General features: G+C 43.5%; 14 protein-coding genes and 1 pseudogene. 2 read left to right on the plus strand and 13 right to left on the minus strand.

Annotated features, from left to right (window positions below; all coding sequences use genetic code 11):
• Positions 1-74: 74 nt before the first annotated feature.
• Positions 75-659, minus strand: coding sequence for a hypothetical protein (locus K5Q92_RS16980; protein WP_220770114.1), 585 nt, complete (start codon positions 657-659; stop codon positions 75-77).
• Positions 660-1,431: 772 nt separating this feature from the next.
• Between K5Q92_RS16980 and K5Q92_RS16985 the strand changes: the two genes are divergently transcribed.
• Positions 1,432-2,175, plus strand: a complete 744-nt coding sequence (locus tag K5Q92_RS16985) for a hypothetical protein (protein ID WP_220770115.1) — start codon at positions 1,432-1,434, stop codon at positions 2,173-2,175.
• Positions 2,176-2,700: 525 nt separating this feature from the next.
• Positions 2,701-3,657: pseudogene (locus tag K5Q92_RS16990) on the plus strand (IS110 family transposase).
• Between the two features lie 22 nt (positions 3,658-3,679).
• Here K5Q92_RS16990 and K5Q92_RS24280 read toward each other — a convergent pair.
• The 12 genes from K5Q92_RS24280 to K5Q92_RS17050 form a co-directional block, all read right to left on the minus strand.
• The gene (locus tag K5Q92_RS24280) at positions 3,680-4,717 is read right to left on the minus strand and encodes a TIR domain-containing protein (RefSeq protein WP_259649610.1); all 1,038 of its coding nucleotides are present in this window, start codon (positions 4,715-4,717) and stop codon (positions 3,680-3,682) included.
• Between the two features lie 116 nt (positions 4,718-4,833).
• A complete protein-coding gene (locus tag K5Q92_RS17000; protein WP_220770116.1) occupies positions 4,834-5,295 on the minus strand; it encodes a hypothetical protein in 462 nt (153 codons plus the stop codon).
• A 132-nt stretch (positions 5,296-5,427) separates the two neighbouring features.
• Positions 5,428-6,318, minus strand: coding sequence for a hypothetical protein (locus tag K5Q92_RS17005; protein WP_220770117.1), 891 nt, complete (start codon positions 6,316-6,318; stop codon positions 5,428-5,430).
• A 135-nt stretch (positions 6,319-6,453) separates the two neighbouring features.
• On the minus strand, positions 6,454-6,828 hold the full coding sequence (locus tag K5Q92_RS17010; RefSeq protein ID WP_220770118.1) for a hypothetical protein: 375 nt from the start codon (positions 6,826-6,828) through the stop codon (positions 6,454-6,456).
• Between the two features lie 532 nt (positions 6,829-7,360).
• On the minus strand, positions 7,361-8,554 hold the full coding sequence (locus K5Q92_RS17015; RefSeq protein WP_259649611.1) for an HNH endonuclease domain-containing protein: 1,194 nt from the start codon (positions 8,552-8,554) through the stop codon (positions 7,361-7,363).
• Positions 8,551-9,336, minus strand: a complete 786-nt coding sequence (locus K5Q92_RS17020; RefSeq protein WP_259649612.1) for a bifunctional 2-polyprenyl-6-hydroxyphenol methylase/3-demethylubiquinol 3-O-methyltransferase UbiG — start codon at positions 9,334-9,336, stop codon at positions 8,551-8,553. The genes K5Q92_RS17015 and K5Q92_RS17020 overlap by 4 nt, the downstream gene beginning before the upstream one ends.
• A 262-nt stretch (positions 9,337-9,598) precedes the next feature.
• Positions 9,599-10,858 (minus strand): 2-methylaconitate cis-trans isomerase PrpF, encoded by a 1,260-nt coding sequence (prpF, locus tag K5Q92_RS17025; RefSeq protein ID WP_220770119.1) that lies wholly within the window; start codon positions 10,856-10,858, stop codon positions 9,599-9,601.
• A gap of 318 nt (positions 10,859-11,176) precedes the next feature.
• A complete protein-coding gene (gene acnD, locus K5Q92_RS17030; RefSeq protein ID WP_220770131.1) occupies positions 11,177-13,792 on the minus strand; it encodes a Fe/S-dependent 2-methylisocitrate dehydratase AcnD in 2,616 nt (871 codons plus the stop codon).
• Positions 13,793-14,157: 365 nt separating this feature from the next.
• Complete coding sequence (prpC, locus tag K5Q92_RS17035; protein WP_220770120.1) at positions 14,158-15,282, minus strand: 2-methylcitrate synthase; 1,125 nt, start codon at positions 15,280-15,282, stop codon at positions 14,158-14,160.
• 196 nt (positions 15,283-15,478) lie between these two features.
• Positions 15,479-16,357, minus strand: coding sequence for a methylisocitrate lyase (prpB, locus tag K5Q92_RS17040; protein WP_220770121.1), 879 nt, complete (start codon positions 16,355-16,357; stop codon positions 15,479-15,481).
• Between the two features lie 122 nt (positions 16,358-16,479).
• A complete protein-coding gene (locus tag K5Q92_RS17045; RefSeq protein ID WP_220770122.1) occupies positions 16,480-17,148 on the minus strand; it encodes a GntR family transcriptional regulator in 669 nt (222 codons plus the stop codon).
• A gap of 460 nt (positions 17,149-17,608) precedes the next feature.
• Positions 17,609-19,135, minus strand: coding sequence for an efflux transporter outer membrane subunit (locus tag K5Q92_RS17050; RefSeq protein WP_259649613.1), 1,527 nt, complete (start codon positions 19,133-19,135; stop codon positions 17,609-17,611).

Raw genomic sequence — 19,135 nt, forward strand, 5'->3', positions numbered from 1 at the left:
GAGCAATCTGGCTGGCTACATCTGCGAGGCACGAGCAAAAGCCAGCCGGGTTGAAATCCGCCTGCAGTGCATTGTTAGGTTTCGTCTAGTGTAAATATCGAAAAGCTTAACCCGGTGCCAGCTATCTCTTCTGTTTTGAACTTCCGATAATTAACCCACTCGTTCAGCTTTTCTTCTTGCGTAAAAGCTTTCTCAAAAGCCTTGTGGCTATCATTTTCATTTGGATGAAAACCAACCATCCAAAAAGTCCGGACATCAGACTCGGATGCCTTTATTTTCCTCAATAAAGCGCCGTCCTTAATCATCTGTTTTACGCAACCGTTAATACTCCTAGCCCTTTTAAATTCAATCAAGATCTCTCCACTATACTTCTGGTACTTTCTCTTTATCCAAAAGTCTACAGTAGTGGTATTCTTACTTGATATTCTAGATTTTCTTCTCCCATCCAAAACATAGCGCTTTTCTCTTCCCCAGCCGGAAACTCGGTCACAATCAAGAGAATCTAAAAACATCGCAAACTCGATCTGAAGCCATTTTTCGTAATCGTGAGTTTTTTTGCCTGATTTCAAATTCAAACCTTCGATAAGACTTAGTTTTCGCTTAATCTCATCACATGAAATAAATTCACCAATCAAAGTTCTTACAAATTCTAAATCCATATGCCCAACTATGACTAGAAACCTAACAATATATTAGGCTGAATTCCGAATAAGAACAGTCAGCCTAGTTGATCCCATGCGAACAAGGTAACTCTAAATGAATTTTAAATCAAAAACTTAACAAGTTCTTTATCGCGAACCCACTGACTCTGCTGATGGTGAAAACTAAGCGTGTCAGCTTTCACTAAGCAAACAGAGGGGAATATCGCTGCCCTATCTTTAATATTTTCTAGCAACCTTTTTTATTATTTAACAGCTAAGCACATCACGAACTCATTCGATTCAACAAACAAAGCCGACTATTACGGGCTTAATAAAACTGTTAATAACATTTCATTTCTATAAAACCAGTTGGAAGTGTAAAAAGGCTGAAACTTTTGACTTAACAGCTATTGGCTAAAAGGAAATAGCGAGGTGTAACATGGGCTTGATGAAATGGACTTGGTTCTTTATAAAGAGCTGTATCGTATTTATGTTGTATATCGCTAATGCTATTAGCGCAAATGAATTCGGTGGACCATATCGATGTGACGATGGAGCCAATCTTGCACATGTTCAAGTAACACAGAGCGACATTTCCTTATCGAATTTACCCCCTGAGGGGGGAGTCATCACAACAATAACGACATCCCCCATAGAGATAACCTGTGAACACCATAATTCAACTAGAGGCGGGGATGTTAGGTTTTATCTCGTTCCGAGTTATTACCCTACCATTGCTCCTGGGGGAGACCCTACAGTATGTGTTATACCGGAGTTTCCTGGAGTTGGCATGCGCTTATACAACCCAAATGGAACTGCATTACCTTGCGGAAGTCAGCCAGCAGTTTCAGCCCCTACGGATATCAACTTAATATATGCCAATTTAGGGCCGGAGCACCGAACCTATACCGTTGACTATGGAGATCAAGTACTTGCTGAACTTGTACGTATAGGAGACATAACCCCTGGTACATACACATTAAACAGAGTCCAAAATATGGCGAAATGGGGTTCTTTTAATACAGGTAGGACCTTGTGGGTTATGGGTGCAACAGCTGGTTATATTCATATAATTGATAGCGGCAGATCCATAACGGTGTCAGAAGCGACCAGTAGTTTGAGGCCACTTAATGAAACTTTTGATTTAGGCACATTAGAAAAGCAAGATAATGCTGCAATACAACCATTTAAAATTTACCTTAATGATTGTTCAGCCAGAGAAGATGTCGAAGAATTTAAAACTAAAGCAACGTTAAGCTTTATTCCTAACAATGCTGAAGTAACGATGGATGGGCGCATCGGTAATTGTGACAGAGAAGAGTGCGCTGAAAATGTTTTTATTAGACTTAAAGATTGGCAAGGTAATCCTATATTAGCTGGTGAAGGTGTTGGTAGAGATTATGAACTAAGCAACCAAGGCTTTGCGAATCCAATGATCCCATTTGAGTTTCAATTTGATGCTTTTATAGATACTGAAACAGCCACAGGAGGCATAATTGATGTCAGCATTACCATATTGCTAAAGGTTAAATAGCCACTGGTTAAAGGTCGGAGTTAACAGCGGCATGGGGGTGTTGGATTAGTTGCTGTTTAGTGATTGAGTTGGATCGTTAAAAAAACTTAGCCAACAAAAATTGGCTATGTTTGTGTTCTAACGCATTTTTGGACAGAAATTGGTTAGAGCTTAAGCTCTGAAAATGACTATTGGCATTAGGAAAACTAAAGCAATCAGATATGCGGTAACGCCCAACTAAGGGGCAAATAATTAGCTTGGCTAAAATTTTGAGCGAAGCGACAAAAGCCAAGCTTTATTTGTCCCGCTTGAGTTACTTGTATGGATAATAAACCCACCTGATTTACAAATACTGCTCAGTTTCGGGTAACGTGAGACCCACGCTTTAGCTGCAACTAAAGCTTTCTTTGTCGTAGTTCGATTGAACGATGGCTCCTCAGTTGAGAGACCGATAACAAGAACGAACGCGACAAAGGACTCCAAGCAAAATACTCGAATAGTCTACTGGGTCTCGAACCCGCATTTGCAAGCAAGAGTTAGCTTATTATGAATTCAAAAACTAATCAAAACATTAACGTAGGTGTAGATACTGGCAAGTTTCAGCTGGATATTTATATCCGTCCAATCGGTCATTTCTTTAGCGTAACGAATGATGATAAAGGGATAAAAGAAGCTGTTAAACAATTAAAAAGGTATCAGCTCGAACGGATTGTGATTGAAGCGACGGGTCGGTTAGAAATGCCTTTTATAATGGCCTGCGCTGAATCAAAGTTACCGTTTGTCATCGCTAACCCAATTCATGTTAAACGCTTTGCAGGTGCTATTGGTCAGCGAGCAAAAACAGACAAGTTAGACGCTCAACTTATTGCTCATTATGGTGAAGCTATTAAGCCTCCCTTATCAACCTTAAAGCCCGATATAATGCGCTCTATGAGTGATTTAGTCGCAAGGCGTAACCAATTATTAGCCATGCAAACAATGGAGAAAAACCGTCTTTAAATTCTACCTAAAGAACTGGCTATGACAATAAAGCCTGTCTGAACTGTGTTCAAGATTCAGATTGAAAAGATAGAGGCAAAGATAGTTAAACACATAGAGTCATGTCCAGACTATCAAGCTAAAAACACCATTCTCCAGAGCATGAAAGGGATCGGAAAAATAGCCGCAGCTTCTATTATTAGTAATCTACCTGAACTGGGTTATATCAATAGTAAAAAGGCTAGCGCCTTGGTAGGCGTTGCCCCAATGAATAAAGAAAGTGGACGGTTTAAAGGGATGCGAAAAATTCAAGGAGGAAGACATCAAGTTAGAACCGTTTTATACATGGCTATGATGTCTGCAATTCAATCTAATCCTATTTTTAAAGAAACTTATCAACGATTGGTGGCAGCTGGAAAACCAAAGAAAGTGGCTATAATTGCCTGCGTCAGAAAGATGGTTGTAACGTTAAACTCAATGCTAAGAGATGGTGTAATGTGGGAAGCGCCAAAAGCTCAAATTTAGCTATTGACGCCATAGTCTCTTGTTAGGCATTTTCTGCCATGAGTTCTATCCGTTCATGTATGAATTGAGCAACTTTTTTCTCATCATGGTATGATGCATCAATGTAACCATCGATGGAAAAAACACCGTCTATACTTGCATCGTCGAACTTTACAAACATAATACGCTGATCTTCTTTATGTTTAATTATGTCTCTAACAGCTCTCCACTCTAAGCCGCACCATTGCTTTTGCGTATAATCCTCGCACAAAAACACCACCAACAAATCAGCTTGATTGCGATAAATGTTTTGTATATATGTATCTAGATTTGGTCTTGCCAACTGTGACTGGTAGTCGAAGTCATAAAATACGGAATCTTTTCCATAAGCAGATTTCAGTTCATTAACAACGTCCGCAACGTAAGCCCTTTTCTCTCCTGGGAAGGAGACAGCTACTTTGAAATTAATATCTTCTAATCGAGTCATGGATTTGTCTACTTTTTGTATAATTTCATTTTCTAATAAGTCTTCTAGTGCCATTAGCGATAGTGTAAATGGGTCCAAATCGATACGAGTTAAATCGGAGCTAAAAGGTCTTACTTTTGAAATGTAATAGAGTAGATAATTGAGCCAAATTGAAGCATTGGCAGTGTTGTGAGCACAAACGGGCTTACCCTCTGAGCTTTTCATTTTCTTTTCTACCAACTCTTCAAGTTGTCTACTCTTGATTTTATCGCGCTCCTTTTCAGAAAATAGCGCGCCAGCCCTATTAGCCATTCGCATAAATAACTGACACGTTTCACCCTCCAAGAGCGAATAGGCTGACAACTCTGCTCCCAACACCCCCCAAATAGGATGTCTATCGAGAACATCCATAGTAACTTGATGAGCGTCAGACATTATACCGTAATATTGCCAGAGCATGATGATATGGTTGTTTCTTTCGAAACGCCTTTCATTAACAATCTTATTCTTCTCTCGATATACTGTACTAAGCCTCAAATCATGAAATTTGTTAGCTTCAGCCTCAAAAGCGGATATAAGTCGTTTTATTTCGGTCTTCTTCTTTCTTATCGCCATCTACTACTCTTCTATTCTTAAGGTGAATCATGATGCCTAACGCCTCAATAACCGGCGCAGCTTTTCTGCGTCCGGCACCGAAGGTGCGTAGTTGATTGACTTGTTATGTGCTATCACTAGATTGCGCCAAGTAACAAGAGCATGACCGCGATATACTTTTTGTTAAATTTAAGAAGCGGGTCTTCTACATATATTGATTTTCCGTAACCTGGGTTGCGAGACGCAAAATATACTGTTTTTCCGTAGCCTGGTGCCCTATCAGTTACATATATCGAAGTACCATACCCAAGGTTTCTCTGATGAACATACAATCGAAGATCGGCTGACTTAGGGCCATCCTTTGGTTTTGCAAAGACTATATCTGCCGAGCTTGCATTGTCCGTAATGTAAAAAGTGCTGCCATAGCCGGGAGCTCGCTCGGTGACATAAATTGTCTCTCCATACCCTAACGCCCTGTCTGAGACATAAACACTTTTATTTGCTTCGTTCTGATTTTCCACTATGGCTACAGATATTTCGCTACTAGCCAGCACAAAGCTAGAAAAAAGAACAGACACAATCACTACGAATAATTTCATACTACTTTAGTTCCATTTCAAATCTACGGTTTGGAGCTAAACCGCTCCGGCACATAACGCCTTACTAAGCGGCGCAAAATTGTTGGCTAAAATTGCGAGGAACTAGCATTTAGCGTCCGTTTAAGTAACTTGTTAAGAGGCTATTTCACTTTGTTCCTTTGCTAAATCGTCGACTTCATATATGTTCAAGAAGTATTTGAATTCTGCGTTAGCAAGTCTTCTCTCTAACATATTCTTCATTTCATCAGAGGGCTCTTCTGTAGCAATACCTAAAATTAAAGAAAAGCCTCTTTTTTCTGAATCACTCAGCGATGAATAAAACGAATCGAATCTAGAAAAAAGCCTGTTCCACCCATTTGCATTAAACGTATTCTTATTTAATACCTTTACCTCTATAGCAGTAATGTTATCACCATTTTTAATTACGCCATCAAAAGGAAAACGTTGTGTACCCTTTTCAAAGACCATGTCACGATCAATTACTTGCCCAAGCTTTGACTCAATTTTGTTTAGAACCATATCAGCCATTAAATGGCCTTCTTCATACTGCAACTTGGATAAGGTACGCCTTATTTCCTTGTGCCTTGACCTTTCTTCCTTATTTCTAATTTTTCCGGTACTCGCCTTCATCACTGAGTCATCGACAAAACTTCCAATATCCGCAGCATTTAGGTTAATGCCTGATGTATCAGCGGCAATATCGCCTTTACTATCGATGATGCTATCACTGAAATCCTCGTTGAACTTATTAATAAGATCTGATGGCGTAGCTTTTGTTAATCTAACAAAGTGCTCTTCATCTTTAAAATCTGAAGGGGCGTATAGGACTTTATAATTCCAATTTAAAGTAATAAAAAACAGAATCACCAAGGAAAATGGAAAAGTCACTAGGAACCAAATAAAAGTTTCTTGATTCTCTGGGGAAATGTGCGGCAGCACCATCGTTCCACTTATTTCAGCGATTCCCGCAAAAATCGCAATCACAGATAATGGATTTTTCACAATACCTATTTTATTTTGCAAATTGACCTCTCAATGTGAATGTCATTGTATTGCCTCTTAACGCCGCAATAAGCGGCTAAAAAGGCTTGGCTATAATTAGTGAGGTACGAACTAAGCCAAGCTTTTTTAGTCCGCACTTGATTGCTTTGTTATAACTCAAACCCAAACAAAATATTCGTACCTTTTACCTCTGTCATCCAGAGCTATTGCACGAACATTAATTTGACGAGTTTTAGTTAAATACACCTCTGTTTGGTATTCAACTAAATTATCAATTGAAACGCCTAATCCTTTTGCCATTTTAGGCAGCCATTGCTGGTAAAATCTAATGGACTCTTTAACTCGTTTAGTAAGCTCAGTGTCCTGATGTTCAGTTTTTGGTAGCCATTGAATAATGACCTTTTGACCAGATCGTTTGATTGCTAAGTCATACACATCTTCGAAGATAAAGCGACCATCATGAAAATTGCAGCCACCCATAAAAGAATGCGTAAAATTATGAACTAATGGTTTGAAGTGTTTGTACTTCACAATCTCGACCTTGAGTTATAACAGTATATTAGGCTGAATTCCGAATAAGAACAGCCAGCCTAGTTAATTCTACGCGAACAAGGTAACCACAAATAAACTTAAAATCAACAACTTAATATTCACCTCATTGCGAATCCACTGACTTTGCTGATGGTGAAAACCAGAATTTACTTATTTGTGACGTGATTTGATTTAACTACTGGGGAGAAATGTTTTTAAACAGTCACTTAGCAGTTGTTAACTGTAAATCGCTTTCCTTGTTACACCAAAATAATGCTGAAAATTCACAATTTTTATTATAACTGTTTATATGAACAGTTCTTGTGCGGATGCATTATGTTATCAAAAGATAGGACAAGCATAACTTATGGACTATGAAAAACATGCCACATAGCTTTTCTAAAGCCAAAGCTTTGTTTGCCCTATTTACCTTTTGAATAGCGAAACGCATTTCGGGGCAGAAATTCGTTAGAACTAACTTCCCCAATCACCATCTTTGCAACCTTCCAATCAATATCTAAAACTCACTAAATCAACTCAACCTCTCCACGCCTTTTAAAGTCTCAAACTCCCTTCCCATTACCCACAATGGCGAATCACCTTGGTGTGCTAGCTGATACGCCCAAGCGGTAATGGCTTCTGAGCGAGAACTATCGCAAATAAAATACTGGCTGAGTTCCGATGTGATTTGTGCAGCGTTATTTATGATGTTTTGCTCATACCAGCGCTCTTTATGGCGCTGAGCAGCAAGGTGATCACGCTTGGCGTTATTACAACTACGATGTGCTAAAACAAAGTTGTGGCCGAGATCGTTTGGGTAGCGCGCCCAAGGGATAAAGTGATCCACCTCGGCTGCATTGCTGCCATCGTTTTTTAGCGGTTTATTACAGTAAAAACATTTGCCTTGTTGGATCTCGGTTAGTAGCGGTCTTGCACTGATTATGGAGTTTCTGTCACTGCCAAAAAGGAACTGCGATAAGTCGCCTTTGCCGCCCAATACCGCAAAATTTGCCGGAAATGCACTGACTTTTTGTGTCCAATGGTTCCTTGCGAGCGAGACCACTAAATCGTAAAAGCGTCTAAAGCAGAACGCGATACCTGGGTTGAGAACAATGTGCTTTTGCGACTTGTCATGGGGGTAATAGAAGCACTCTTCTTTAGCGGCTAATATCTGTAAGCGCCAAATAGGCCCATCTAATAAAACTTTCTTAGTGGTTGTATGTATGGTTTTCCATTTTTTATGAGACATTAGCTCGGCCAGGGTTCTAATCCCTTCTAAACGGCACTCCGCTAGTACTCGAATCAGCTTCGCCTGCTTTTTTGAGCTTTGCAACAATACAAATGCTTCATCAGCCACACCGTTATAAGGCAAAGAGTGTTGCCAATACAGTTCGATAAACTTCACCACTAACTCATCTATGGTGATCACACTGTCTAATGCATCGTGCAGATTAGCGTTAACATCGCTATGCAATGGCCGCTCAATACAAATGTCTGCTAGCGCGTGGAGCAAAGCAAACTTATAAGTCGCGGTAAATTCGCCCTCAACCAATAAGCGTTGTAAGTAAGTGATAAAGTTAACTTGTGTTTGCGCATCAATATCGGCGCTTTTAACTGAGCTTATAACAGGGCTTATTGCTGAGTTCATATCTGGGCTTGTGAGTTGAGCTGAAACAGGCGATGGCATAGTAGTATCGCTTATTGAAGAACTTGGAGATTGCTTCATTTGGCCTGCTCCGCCGTTTTTAAGCTGTTGGCATCGAACTGCGCAGTGGCTTTTGCTGTTACTGCTGGGCTGAACTGTATGACCACAGTTTCCCAACTCACCTCAGCGCGGCCAAGTTTATCTGTTTCTGCGCTAATACTGTCAATGATACTTAACCCTAGCTGCTGACTTAATAAAGCTAGTTCTTGAATACTGACGCTATGCATTATTCGTTCATCACCACTTGGCCCATGGCGCAAAGTTATGATGAGTTTTCCTTGCGGTGCTAGTAGCTGACTGAGTTGTGTAAGTGCAGTTAAACGCTCAGCGCTAGGAATATGCATCCACACTGCGCTGAGCAAAATAAGGTCAAATTTAATATTGGCTGCAGTCACCTGTTTAAGTTCAGGCAGTGTATCTTCGAGCCAAATAACGGCTAGGTCTTTGGTGTGCTGCTTACCGATGGCCGCAAGCTCTGTTGCTGGCTCTACTGCATAAACCGTGACTTGTTGCTGTGCATTGGCAAGCTCGGCTAAATATTTAGCATCTCTGCCAGTACCAGCACCAATATCGAGTATCTGTAGCTGTTGGCTGTAGGTAATCGCATGGGCTTGAGTTGCCAGTAAATTAGTTGAAGAGTTAGCTGAAGAGTGAGCTGCAAGCGCGACAAAAATATCGGCCAAATGGTGAGACCAGCTTTGGTGAACCTCAGTAAACGGCTTGGAATCATATTGCTGAGCTAACTGCTCGGCATTGCGATTGTAAAAACTAAGATTCGGGTCGGGTTGCAACTTGGGTATCACCTATTCATTCCTTTGATAAGCACTTGCGTTGCAAATGCGCCTGTTCCATTGCTTTGGCTCGTGTAGTTTACATGGCTAAAAGTCAGCTTGGCGATAACCTAACACGCTATTGATTTAAAAGGAATAATTAGATGATAAATATAAATAAAACTGTGGGCTGTCTTACATAAACAAAAGCTACAAAAATATGAGTGACAAAAGCGGAAGTCACAAAAAAAGCCACAACAACTGTGGCTTTGTTGATATAGGCTAACGCCGTGATTTACCCTTGCGGGATTCTCACCCAACCTTCCATGAGTACACGGGCGCTGCGGCTCATAACCACCTTGTTTACCTGCCAGTTGCCGTTAACCTCTGCGGCTTCAGCGCCGACTTTTAAGGTGCCAGATGGATGGCCGAAGGTGACAAAGCCATTGTCATCGGCTTTACCGCTTGCTTGTTTACTTGCTCTGCTCTCTTCACTTTTTGCGCTCTTGGCAGCTGCAAGGCTTACAAGAGTGCCGGGTATTGCGGCTGCAGTGCCAATGGCGACTGCGGCTGTGCCCATCATGGCGTGATGCAGCTTGCCCATAGATAGCGCGCGAACATTGAGGTCAATATCTGTTTTGGCAATCGATTTACCACTTGATGAGGTGTAATCAATAGGCGCTGCAACAATCGCTACTTTTGGTGTGTGCTGACGGGTGGCGGCTTCATCGATATGTTTAATCAAGCCCATTTGCACTGCGCCATAAGCGCGAATGGTTTCAAACATGACAAGTGCCTTGGCATCGCCGTTTATGGCCTCTTGCAGCTCGGCACCTGTATAACCTAGCTCGCTGGCATTGATAAACACAGTTGGAATACCTGCGTTAATCATAGTGGCTTGTAATACGCCGCTTGGCACAATCTCTGTTGGTACTTTTAAATCATCGATTAAGTTGCCCGTTGGGAACATAGCCCCTTCGCCATCGGCTGGATCGACAAACTCGACTTGCACCTCTGCTGCAGGGAACGTGACGCCATCTAACTCAAAATCACCGGTTTCTTGCACTTCGCCATTGGTGATAGGTACATGAGCTATGATGGTTTTTTGAATGTTCTTTTGCCAAATTCGAACTACCGCGATCCCGTTGTGAGGAATGCGGCTACTGTCGACTAAACCGTTGCTGATAGCAAACGAGCCAACTGCTGCGGTCAAGTTGCCGCAGTTACCGCTCCAGTCAACAAATGGTCTGTCGATAGCCACTTGACCAAACAGGTAATCTACGTCGTGATCGGCTTTATCACTTTTGGTGAGGATCACGGTTTTACTGGTACTGGATGTGGCGCCGCCCATGCCATCTGTGTGTTTACCGTAGGGATCAGGACTACCAATGACTCTCAGTAACAAGTTATCTCGGGCGCTGCCAGCAACCTGCGCTTCAACTGGTAAGTCGGTTAAGTTAAAAAACACCCCTTTACTGGTGCCACCACGCATATAGGTGGCTGGCACTTTAATTTGTGGGGCAAATACTGGTTTTTGATCCGTTGTAGTGGTCATGTTTTTTCCGTTTGAATGCTTTTGATTGATAGGCAAGTACTCAACACTCAATTACTTAAGCTGATGTTTTTATCTGATTGCTACTTGGTTTGTCTGCTATTGCAATGAGTATCAACTGCGCTGAATAGCCGCTAAAGTAGCCTTATATCGTTACTAAGATGAGTTTCGATGACATGGATGTCATCGCAAAACCTACATGGACGTACTTGCGGTGTCTCATCTAGGTAACGATATATGGCGGCCTCTAACCTAAGCTAAAGGCTCGTGTTAAAGACTCTTAACTAGCTGAAGGCTCTCCACTAGGTTGAGGACTCTTCACTAAGTTGAAGACTCTAAAAAATCTTGGGCGAAGCGTTGCAGTATGCCGCCTGCTTCGTAGATAGAGACTTCATCTAAGGTGTCGAGTCGGCACTTAACTGGGATCTCAACGGTTTCACCATTTCGGCGAGTCATGATCACGGTTAGCAATGCCCCCGGCGTTCGCTCGCCATGTACGTCAAAGGTTTCGGTACCATCAATTTGATAAGTATGGCGGCTGTCACCTTGAGTAAACTCCAGCGGTAATACGCCCATACCTACAAGGTTAGTACGGTGAATACGCTCAAAACCTTCGGCTACAATCACTTCAACACCCGCTAGGCGTACACCTTTTGCTGCCCAGTCTCGACTTGAGCCTTGGCCGTAGTCAGCACCTGCGATGATGATCAGCGGTTGCTTGCGCTCCATGTAGGTTTCAATCGCTTCCCACATGCGCGATTCAACACCTTCTGGTTCTATGCGAGCGTAAGAGCCTTGCTTGACTTCAACTTCACCATTACGGCCAGTTTGGGTCACCATTTCGTTAAACAACTTAGGGTTAGCAAAAGTCGCACGTTGCGCGGTTAGGTGATCGCCGCGGTGGGTAGCGTAAGAGTTAAAGTCCACCTCTGGTAAGCCCATTTTATGTAAATAGGCACCTGCTGCACTGTCGAGCATAATGGCATTAGATGGTGAAAGGTGATCGGTGGTAATGTTGTCACCCAGTACCGCTAACGGACGCATGCCTTTCATGGTGCGCTCGCCTGCTAACGCCCCTTCCCAGTATGGCGGACGACGAATATAAGTACTTTGTGGACGCCAGTCATATTGAGGGTTGGTGTTGGTGCCATATTCAACTTTGATATCAAACATCGGCTCATACACTTGGCGGAACTGCTCTGGTTTTACGCTCTGGGCTATAACTGCGTCAATCTCTTCATCTGATGGCCACAGATCTTTGAGTAAAATATCATTGCCGTGTTCGTCTTGGCCTAAAGCGTCTTTTTCAATATCAAAGCGAATAGTACCGGCAATAGCGTAGGCAACTACTAAAGGCGGCGATGCAAGGAACGCTTGCTTGGCGTATGGATGAATACGACCATCGAAGTTACGGTTACCACTGAGTACCGCGGTGGCATAAAGATCGCGATCGATAACTTCTTGCTGAATAACCGGATCTAATGCGCCGCTCATCCCGTTACAGGTAGTACATGCAAAACCGACGATACCGAAGCCAAGGGCTTCAAGCTCTGGCAGTAGATTGGCATCTTCTAAATACAGTTGCACTGCTTTTGAGCCGGGTGCTAATGAGGTTTTCACCCAAGGCTTACGGGTTAAGCCTTTGGCATTGGCGTTACGGGCAAGTAGACCTGCGGCAATTACGTTTCGTGGATTAGAGGTATTGGTACAACTGGTAATGGCGGCAATAATACACGCGCCATCTGGCATTAAGCCTGCTTCCTCTTCCGCTTTGTTAGCGTAAGGCGCACTTATGCCCTTTTCTGCTAGGTCGGCTGTTGATACACGGCGATGTGGGTTAGACGGCCCCGCTATGTTGCGGCCTACGCTTGATAAATCAAAACGCAGTACACGCTCATATTCAGCGTCTTTTAGGCTATCCGCCCACAGTCCTGCTTGTTTAGCATAGGTTTCCACAAGCTTAACTTGCTTGTCGTCACGGCCAGTTAGCTTTAAGTAATCAATGGTTTTTTCATCGATATAGAACATGGCTGCTGTGGCGCCAAACTCTGGGGTCATGTTAGAGATGGTTGCGCGATCGCCAAGAGTTAAGTTGCTTGCACCTTCGCCAAAGAACTCAAGATAAGTTGAAACGACTTTTTCGTTACGTAAAAACTCGGTGATTGCCAGTACAATGTCGGTGGCGGTAATGCCGCTTTGACGTTCGCCCACCAGCTCTACGCCTACAATATCCGGCAAACGCATATAAGATGGTCGACCTAGCATTACGCTTTCGGCTTCAAGGCCACCTACGCCGATAGCGATTACGCCTAAGGCATCCACGTGCGGTGTGTGGCTGTCGGTGCCAACTAAGGTGTCAGGAAAGGCTACGCCACCCCGTGCTTGCACTACTGGCGACATTTTCTCTAAGTTAATTTGATGCATAATGCCGTTACCCGGCTGGATCACATCAATGTTCTCAAAGGCAGTTTTGGTCCAATTGATAAAGTGGAATCTATCGTCGTTACGTCTGTCTTCAATGGCGCGGTTTTTTTCAAATGCATCTTTTTCAAAACCAGCATGCTCTACCGCAAGCGAGTGATCCACAATCAACTGGGTCGGCACCACTGGATTTACTTTTGATGGGTCGCCGCCCTTTTCTGCGATTGCATCACGTAAACCTGCTAAATCCACTAATGCGGTTTGGCCGAGAATATCGTGGCACACCACTCGTGCAGGATACCAAGGAAAATCTAAATCACGCTTACGTTCGATGATCTGTTTTAGGCTAGCGGTTAATGTGTCTGGAGAGCAGCGGCGTACTAGGTTCTCGGCATACACTCGAGAGCAATAAGGCAGCTTGGCGTAAGCACCTGGGCTAATGGCATTCACGGCCGCCTCGGTGTCGAAAAAGTCTAACTCTGTGCCGGCCAAGGGTTTACGGTAATTCGTATTCATTGGAGTCATAATGCGTTCCAGTTTAAATATGGTGCAAGGTTCTAGGTGCTAGAGCGTTCGCAAGCTCACTGCTAGGACGCTTCGCGGCTAGAACGGGCTAATACCTCTTAAAAGAGCCCTGCTATACAATCAAAAGCTAAGATAAGGTACTAGGTTCGAGGACGCTTCGCTTCTAGGCCCTAGGTGCTAGAGCGTTCGCAAGCTCACTTCTAGGACGCTGCGCGGCTAGAGCGGGCTACGCCCTTCTATACAATCAAAAGATAAGAGCTATACTCATTTAAGCTTTTGACTGTATAGGATCTAGCAGGAGCGTAGCGACGCTCTAGCAGTGACGTAGTCACGTTCTAGTCTCTAAGTTCTAGCTTCTATCTCTCACTAATAGGTGTCACCGTACGTGGCTCGCTACCGGTATAGTCCGCGCTTGGGCGGATAATACGGTTATTTGAGCGCTGCTCCATTACGTGGGCAGCCCAACCTGTTAGGCGTGAACAAACAAAGATAGGCGTAAATAACTTAGTTGGAATGCCCATAAAGTGATATGCAGAAGCATGGAAGAAATCGGCGTTACAGAACAGCTTTTTGGTGTCCCACATAAACTCTTCACAAGCGACTGAGATATCGTAAAGTGAGGTATCACCAAACTCATGTGCTAGCTTTTCAGACCATGCTTTGATGATCACGTTACGTGGATCAGACTCGCGGTAAATTGCGTGACCAAAACCCATGATCTTCTCTTTACGTGCAAGCATGCCTGCCATTTGTTCTTTTGCATCCGCTGGCGATGTGAACTTTTGGATCATATCCATTGCTGCTTCGTTAGCGCCACCGTGCAGTGGGCCACGCAATGTACCGATTGCGCCAGTGATACATGAGAACATGTCAGATAAAGTTGATGCACACACTCGAGCGGTAAAGGTAGATGCGTTGAACTCATGCTCGGCGTACAAAATTAGCGACACATCCATTACGCGGCGGTGTTGCTCAGATGGCGCTTTGCCATTAAGTAGGTGTAAAAAGTGACCACCAATTGAATCTTCATCAGTCACACAGTCAATTTCAACACCTTCGTGAGAGAACTTGTACCAGTAACACATGATGGCAGGAAACGCTGCTAGTAAGCGATTAGCCGCTTTGTTTTGCTCGCTAAAGTCGTTTTCAGGCTCTAGGTTACCTAAAAAAGAACAACCTGTACGCATCACATCCATTGGGTGAGCGTCAGCAGGAATACGTTGTAAGACCTCTTTTAACGCTTGTGGAAGATCGCGCTGAGCGAAAAGCTCAGTTTTATAGTGATCAAGCTGAGTTTGATTAGGTAATTCACCGTTAAACAGTAAATAGGCTACTTCTTCAAACGATGCGTTATCGGCAAGATCTGCTACGTCATAACCGCAATAGGTTAATCCCGAACCTGACTTACCCACTGTACATAAAGCTGTTTCGCCTGCGCTTTGTCCGCGTAGACCTGCTCCACCTAACTTTTTATCAACCATTGCTCTCTTCCTTTTATTTGTTGGCCCGTCAGGGTTAACCGCGGGCTTTTTATATTTATTACGTTAGCGCTTATCCATCACACTAACGTTTGTAAGGTACTGCCTTTTGTTTACAATCTATGTGGTTAACTATGTTACTTTAAAGCTTAAGTTCACAACCTTTAGCTTATTGAATTTGTTAGCTATTAAAGTTGACTTACAGATTTTTGCCTTCAGCAAATAGCTTATCTAGCTTTTGCTCGTAATCGTGGTAACCCAAGTAATCGTATAGATCCATGCGGGTTTGCATTGAATCAACAACCGCTTTTTGATCGCCATTTTCTAAAATTGAGGTATACACCATCTCAGCCGCTTTATTCATGGCTCTAAAAGCACTTAGCGGATACAGCACCATTGATGCGCCCCACTCACCTAGTTGCTCTTTATTCCATAATTCTGTTTGGCCAAACTCAGTAATATTGGCAAGGATAGGTACATCAAGGGCATCGGCAAATGCACGGTAATGCTCTTCAGTTTTCACCGCTTCTGCAAAAATGCCGTCAGCACCTGCGGCAACATAAGCTTTAGCACGCTCGATTGCAGCCTCTAACCCTTCTTGAGCGAATGAGTCGGTACGCGCCATGATAAAAAAATCAGGATCGGTGCGAGCATCAACCGCGGCTTTAATGCGATCTACCATCTCTTCTGTAGACACAATCTCTTTGTTTGGGCGGTGACCACAGCGCTTTTGCGCTACTTGATCTTCCATATGCACTGCTGCTGCGCCGGCTTTTTCCATGTCGCGAATAGTTTTAGCAATGTTAAACGCGCCGCCCCAACCTGTGTCGATATCAACCATTAGCGGTAAGTCACAAGCTGAAGTAATACGCTGCACGTCAACAAGTACATCATTGAGTGATGTCATGCCGAGATCCGGAAGACCATAAGAGGCATTTGCTACACCGCCGCCAGAGAGGTAAATCGCTTGGTGGCCAATCTTCTTTGCCATCATGGCTGAGTAAGCATTAATGGTACCGACGATCTGTAGCGGCTTGTTGGCGGCTAACGCCTCACGAAACTTCTTACCTGCACTCATGTGTTATTCCTTATGTTTATTGCTCATCTTTATTTCTGCTTTTATTGCGATTAAAGATGGTGTTATCGCTGTCAATTTTTAGGTTTTATACATTTACAACTAGCCAGCTTAAGCAAAAGCCTCTACTGCATTGTGTGTTCTAATTTGTTTTCAATACTGTTCTTGGAGTACAAGATATGACGACGCATCAGCATTTCTGCGAGTTCGGCATCGCGATTACAGATGGCTTGTACAATATGTTTATGTTCATCAAAAGCGGTGGTCACCCGAGGACCACTCATACCTAACTGCACCCGATACATACGCACTAGGTGATAAATGCCATCGAGTAGCATTGAAATCAGATGCTTATTTTTACTGCCAAGAATTATTCGATAATGAAAGTCGACATCGCCTGCCTCTTGATAATAAGACTGACCGGATTTGACTTCGTTGAAGTGGCTATTGAGCAAGGTTTGCAGGTCGGCTATTTCCTGATCGGACATATTTATCGCGGCAAGTCTTGCGGCCATGCCTTCAAGCGACTCACGAACTTGGTACAACTCAAGTAACCCTTCGGCACTTAAACTGACAACTCTTGCGCCTACATTGGCTTTACGCTCAACTAAATGACTGGCTTCGAGGCGATTTATCGCTTCTCGGATCACCGCGCGGCTAACGGCGTATTTTGTCGACAACTCGGTTTCACTTAGCTTAGAGCCCTGCAAAATCTCTCCCTCTACGATCGCTTTTCGTAGCTGGTAAAAGGTTTTGTCCGCCGTTGTAACAGGCTGTTCGCTAAAAAATGTCATCACCCAACGCAATATTAGTTTTCGATTGATTGTCGACAATCTAGCCAGTTAAACATCAATAGTCAACATTTGACCAACAAATTGTCGACAAAGTAGGAGTAAAGTCTAAGGGACAACTAGGGGATAAATTAGCTAGGTAGGACGGAAATCTTTACGCTTTTATGCCTTTGCCAATAGCATGGCCGTAGGTTTGGCTTTAAATTTGGTTGTGAGTTTAGGCAATGTATGAGTTTAGCCAAAATAAGTACATTGAGTTGACTGATACTGGCCAAAGAGCGAAGGAAGAGGAAATGCTCTTTGTCGTACGGTATTAAAGCGTTAAAACAGTACTCAACAGCCGCATCTTAAATGGGAAGAAAGATGCAGCGCTATGCACTGCATCTCTGTTTAAGCGGTCTATTGGTTTAAACAGACTATTTATTTAAGCAGTCTATTGATTTAAACAGCTTATGGATTGGCGCTAGTATGACTTACTATTTGGTTGCTCCTTACTGTTTAAGTGCCAGTCGCCTCCTAATGCTTTATGCAATCCCACGGTTAGGTGTGCGGTTTGCAGTTTAGCTGTGACAATGCGATCTTTCATTGCATTTTGCTGACGCTGAGCATCTAAGATCGACAGATAATCACTCAAGCCTGCTCGGTAAAGGGATTTAGCTTTGTCGACTGCAATATTGGTTGCCTCGGCCGCATAAGTTACCCGCTCGACATACTGTTGACTGTAGCCATAGCCCTGCAATAGGGTTTCGACTTCGCCAAATGCACCAATGACCGACTGCTGGTAGCTTAATACGCTCATATCAAATCTAGCTTGCTGCATATCGACAATGGCATCACCTCGGCCGCCATCGAACACATTCCAACTTATACCGATACTTGCCGCCCAAGATATTGAATCACTACTGAAAAGATCGTCAAAATCCTTTGCCAAGACGCCCGGGGCGCCAGTGAGAAATACTTTAGGATATTGTGAGGCAACCGCAGCTGCCCTTTCTTCGCTTATAGCGGCCATTTCACGCTCAGCAATACGGATATCGGCTCTTCGATTCAGTAGATCTGAGGGTAAACCAGTAGGAATGATCCCATCAAAATCAGGTAGCGAGCTTTGCTTTCCTATTCTTTGTTCTATCTGCTTCGGCGTTTCGCCTAATAGAAAAGCCAAGCGCTGCTTATGAACATTTTTGGCAATTTCGAGTTGCGGCACCACGGCTTGAGTTGCCGCTAACATCGCCTCAGCCCGCGCCTTATCCAGTGAGGAGCCATAGCCACTTTTTACCATCTGCTCAACAAGCCTTAAGGTCTTTTTTTGATCTTCTATGGTATTAAGTGCTATTTGTTTTCGCTCCTCAGCGCCTCGTAGCTGTAGATAATTATGAATGACGTCGGATGTGATCAGTGTGGTGAGCCCTTCACGCATTATCACCACCTGCTCTTTTCTTATCGCAGCCGCATTGGCTTGACTGTCGATGCGGCCAAAAAGATCCAGCTCCCAGGCGATGCTCGCTCCAGCAAAAAAAGCACTGTTATTATCATCGACTAAACCCAGTTTATTGCCATTGATAGGATTGACTGCGGTAATCGCCGAGCCCAGCAAGGGGTCATTCTCACTGAGTTGATAATTGGCGAAGCCAGCACCTAAGTTAACAGTCGGCACTTTAAAGGACTCGATTGCGCTTTGATAGGAACGCGCCATACGGATCTGCTCGGCTGCGATCTTGAGCGGTACCGACTGCTGCTGAGCATCCCTCACCAATTCATTTAATACAGGGTCATTAAATTGCTGCCACCAATAGTCAGCTTGGTGCTGACTTTTTGCCTGTTTACTCTGCGCTTGTTTGTTCAACGCAAGGTTTGTTGCTTCAGGGCTTGTATCAGCTAGATATAGGTATTCGCTGTCTAACTGTACATTTGGTTTTTCATACTGTGGCCCAACGGCGCAACCAGTTAGTAAAATAGCAATGGCCACAGGGGCTAATGTAGACATTTTCAT

The sequence above is a fragment of the Shewanella sp. MBTL60-007 genome, assembly GCF_019654915.1.
Taxonomy (GTDB): domain Bacteria; phylum Pseudomonadota; class Gammaproteobacteria; order Enterobacterales; family Shewanellaceae; genus Shewanella.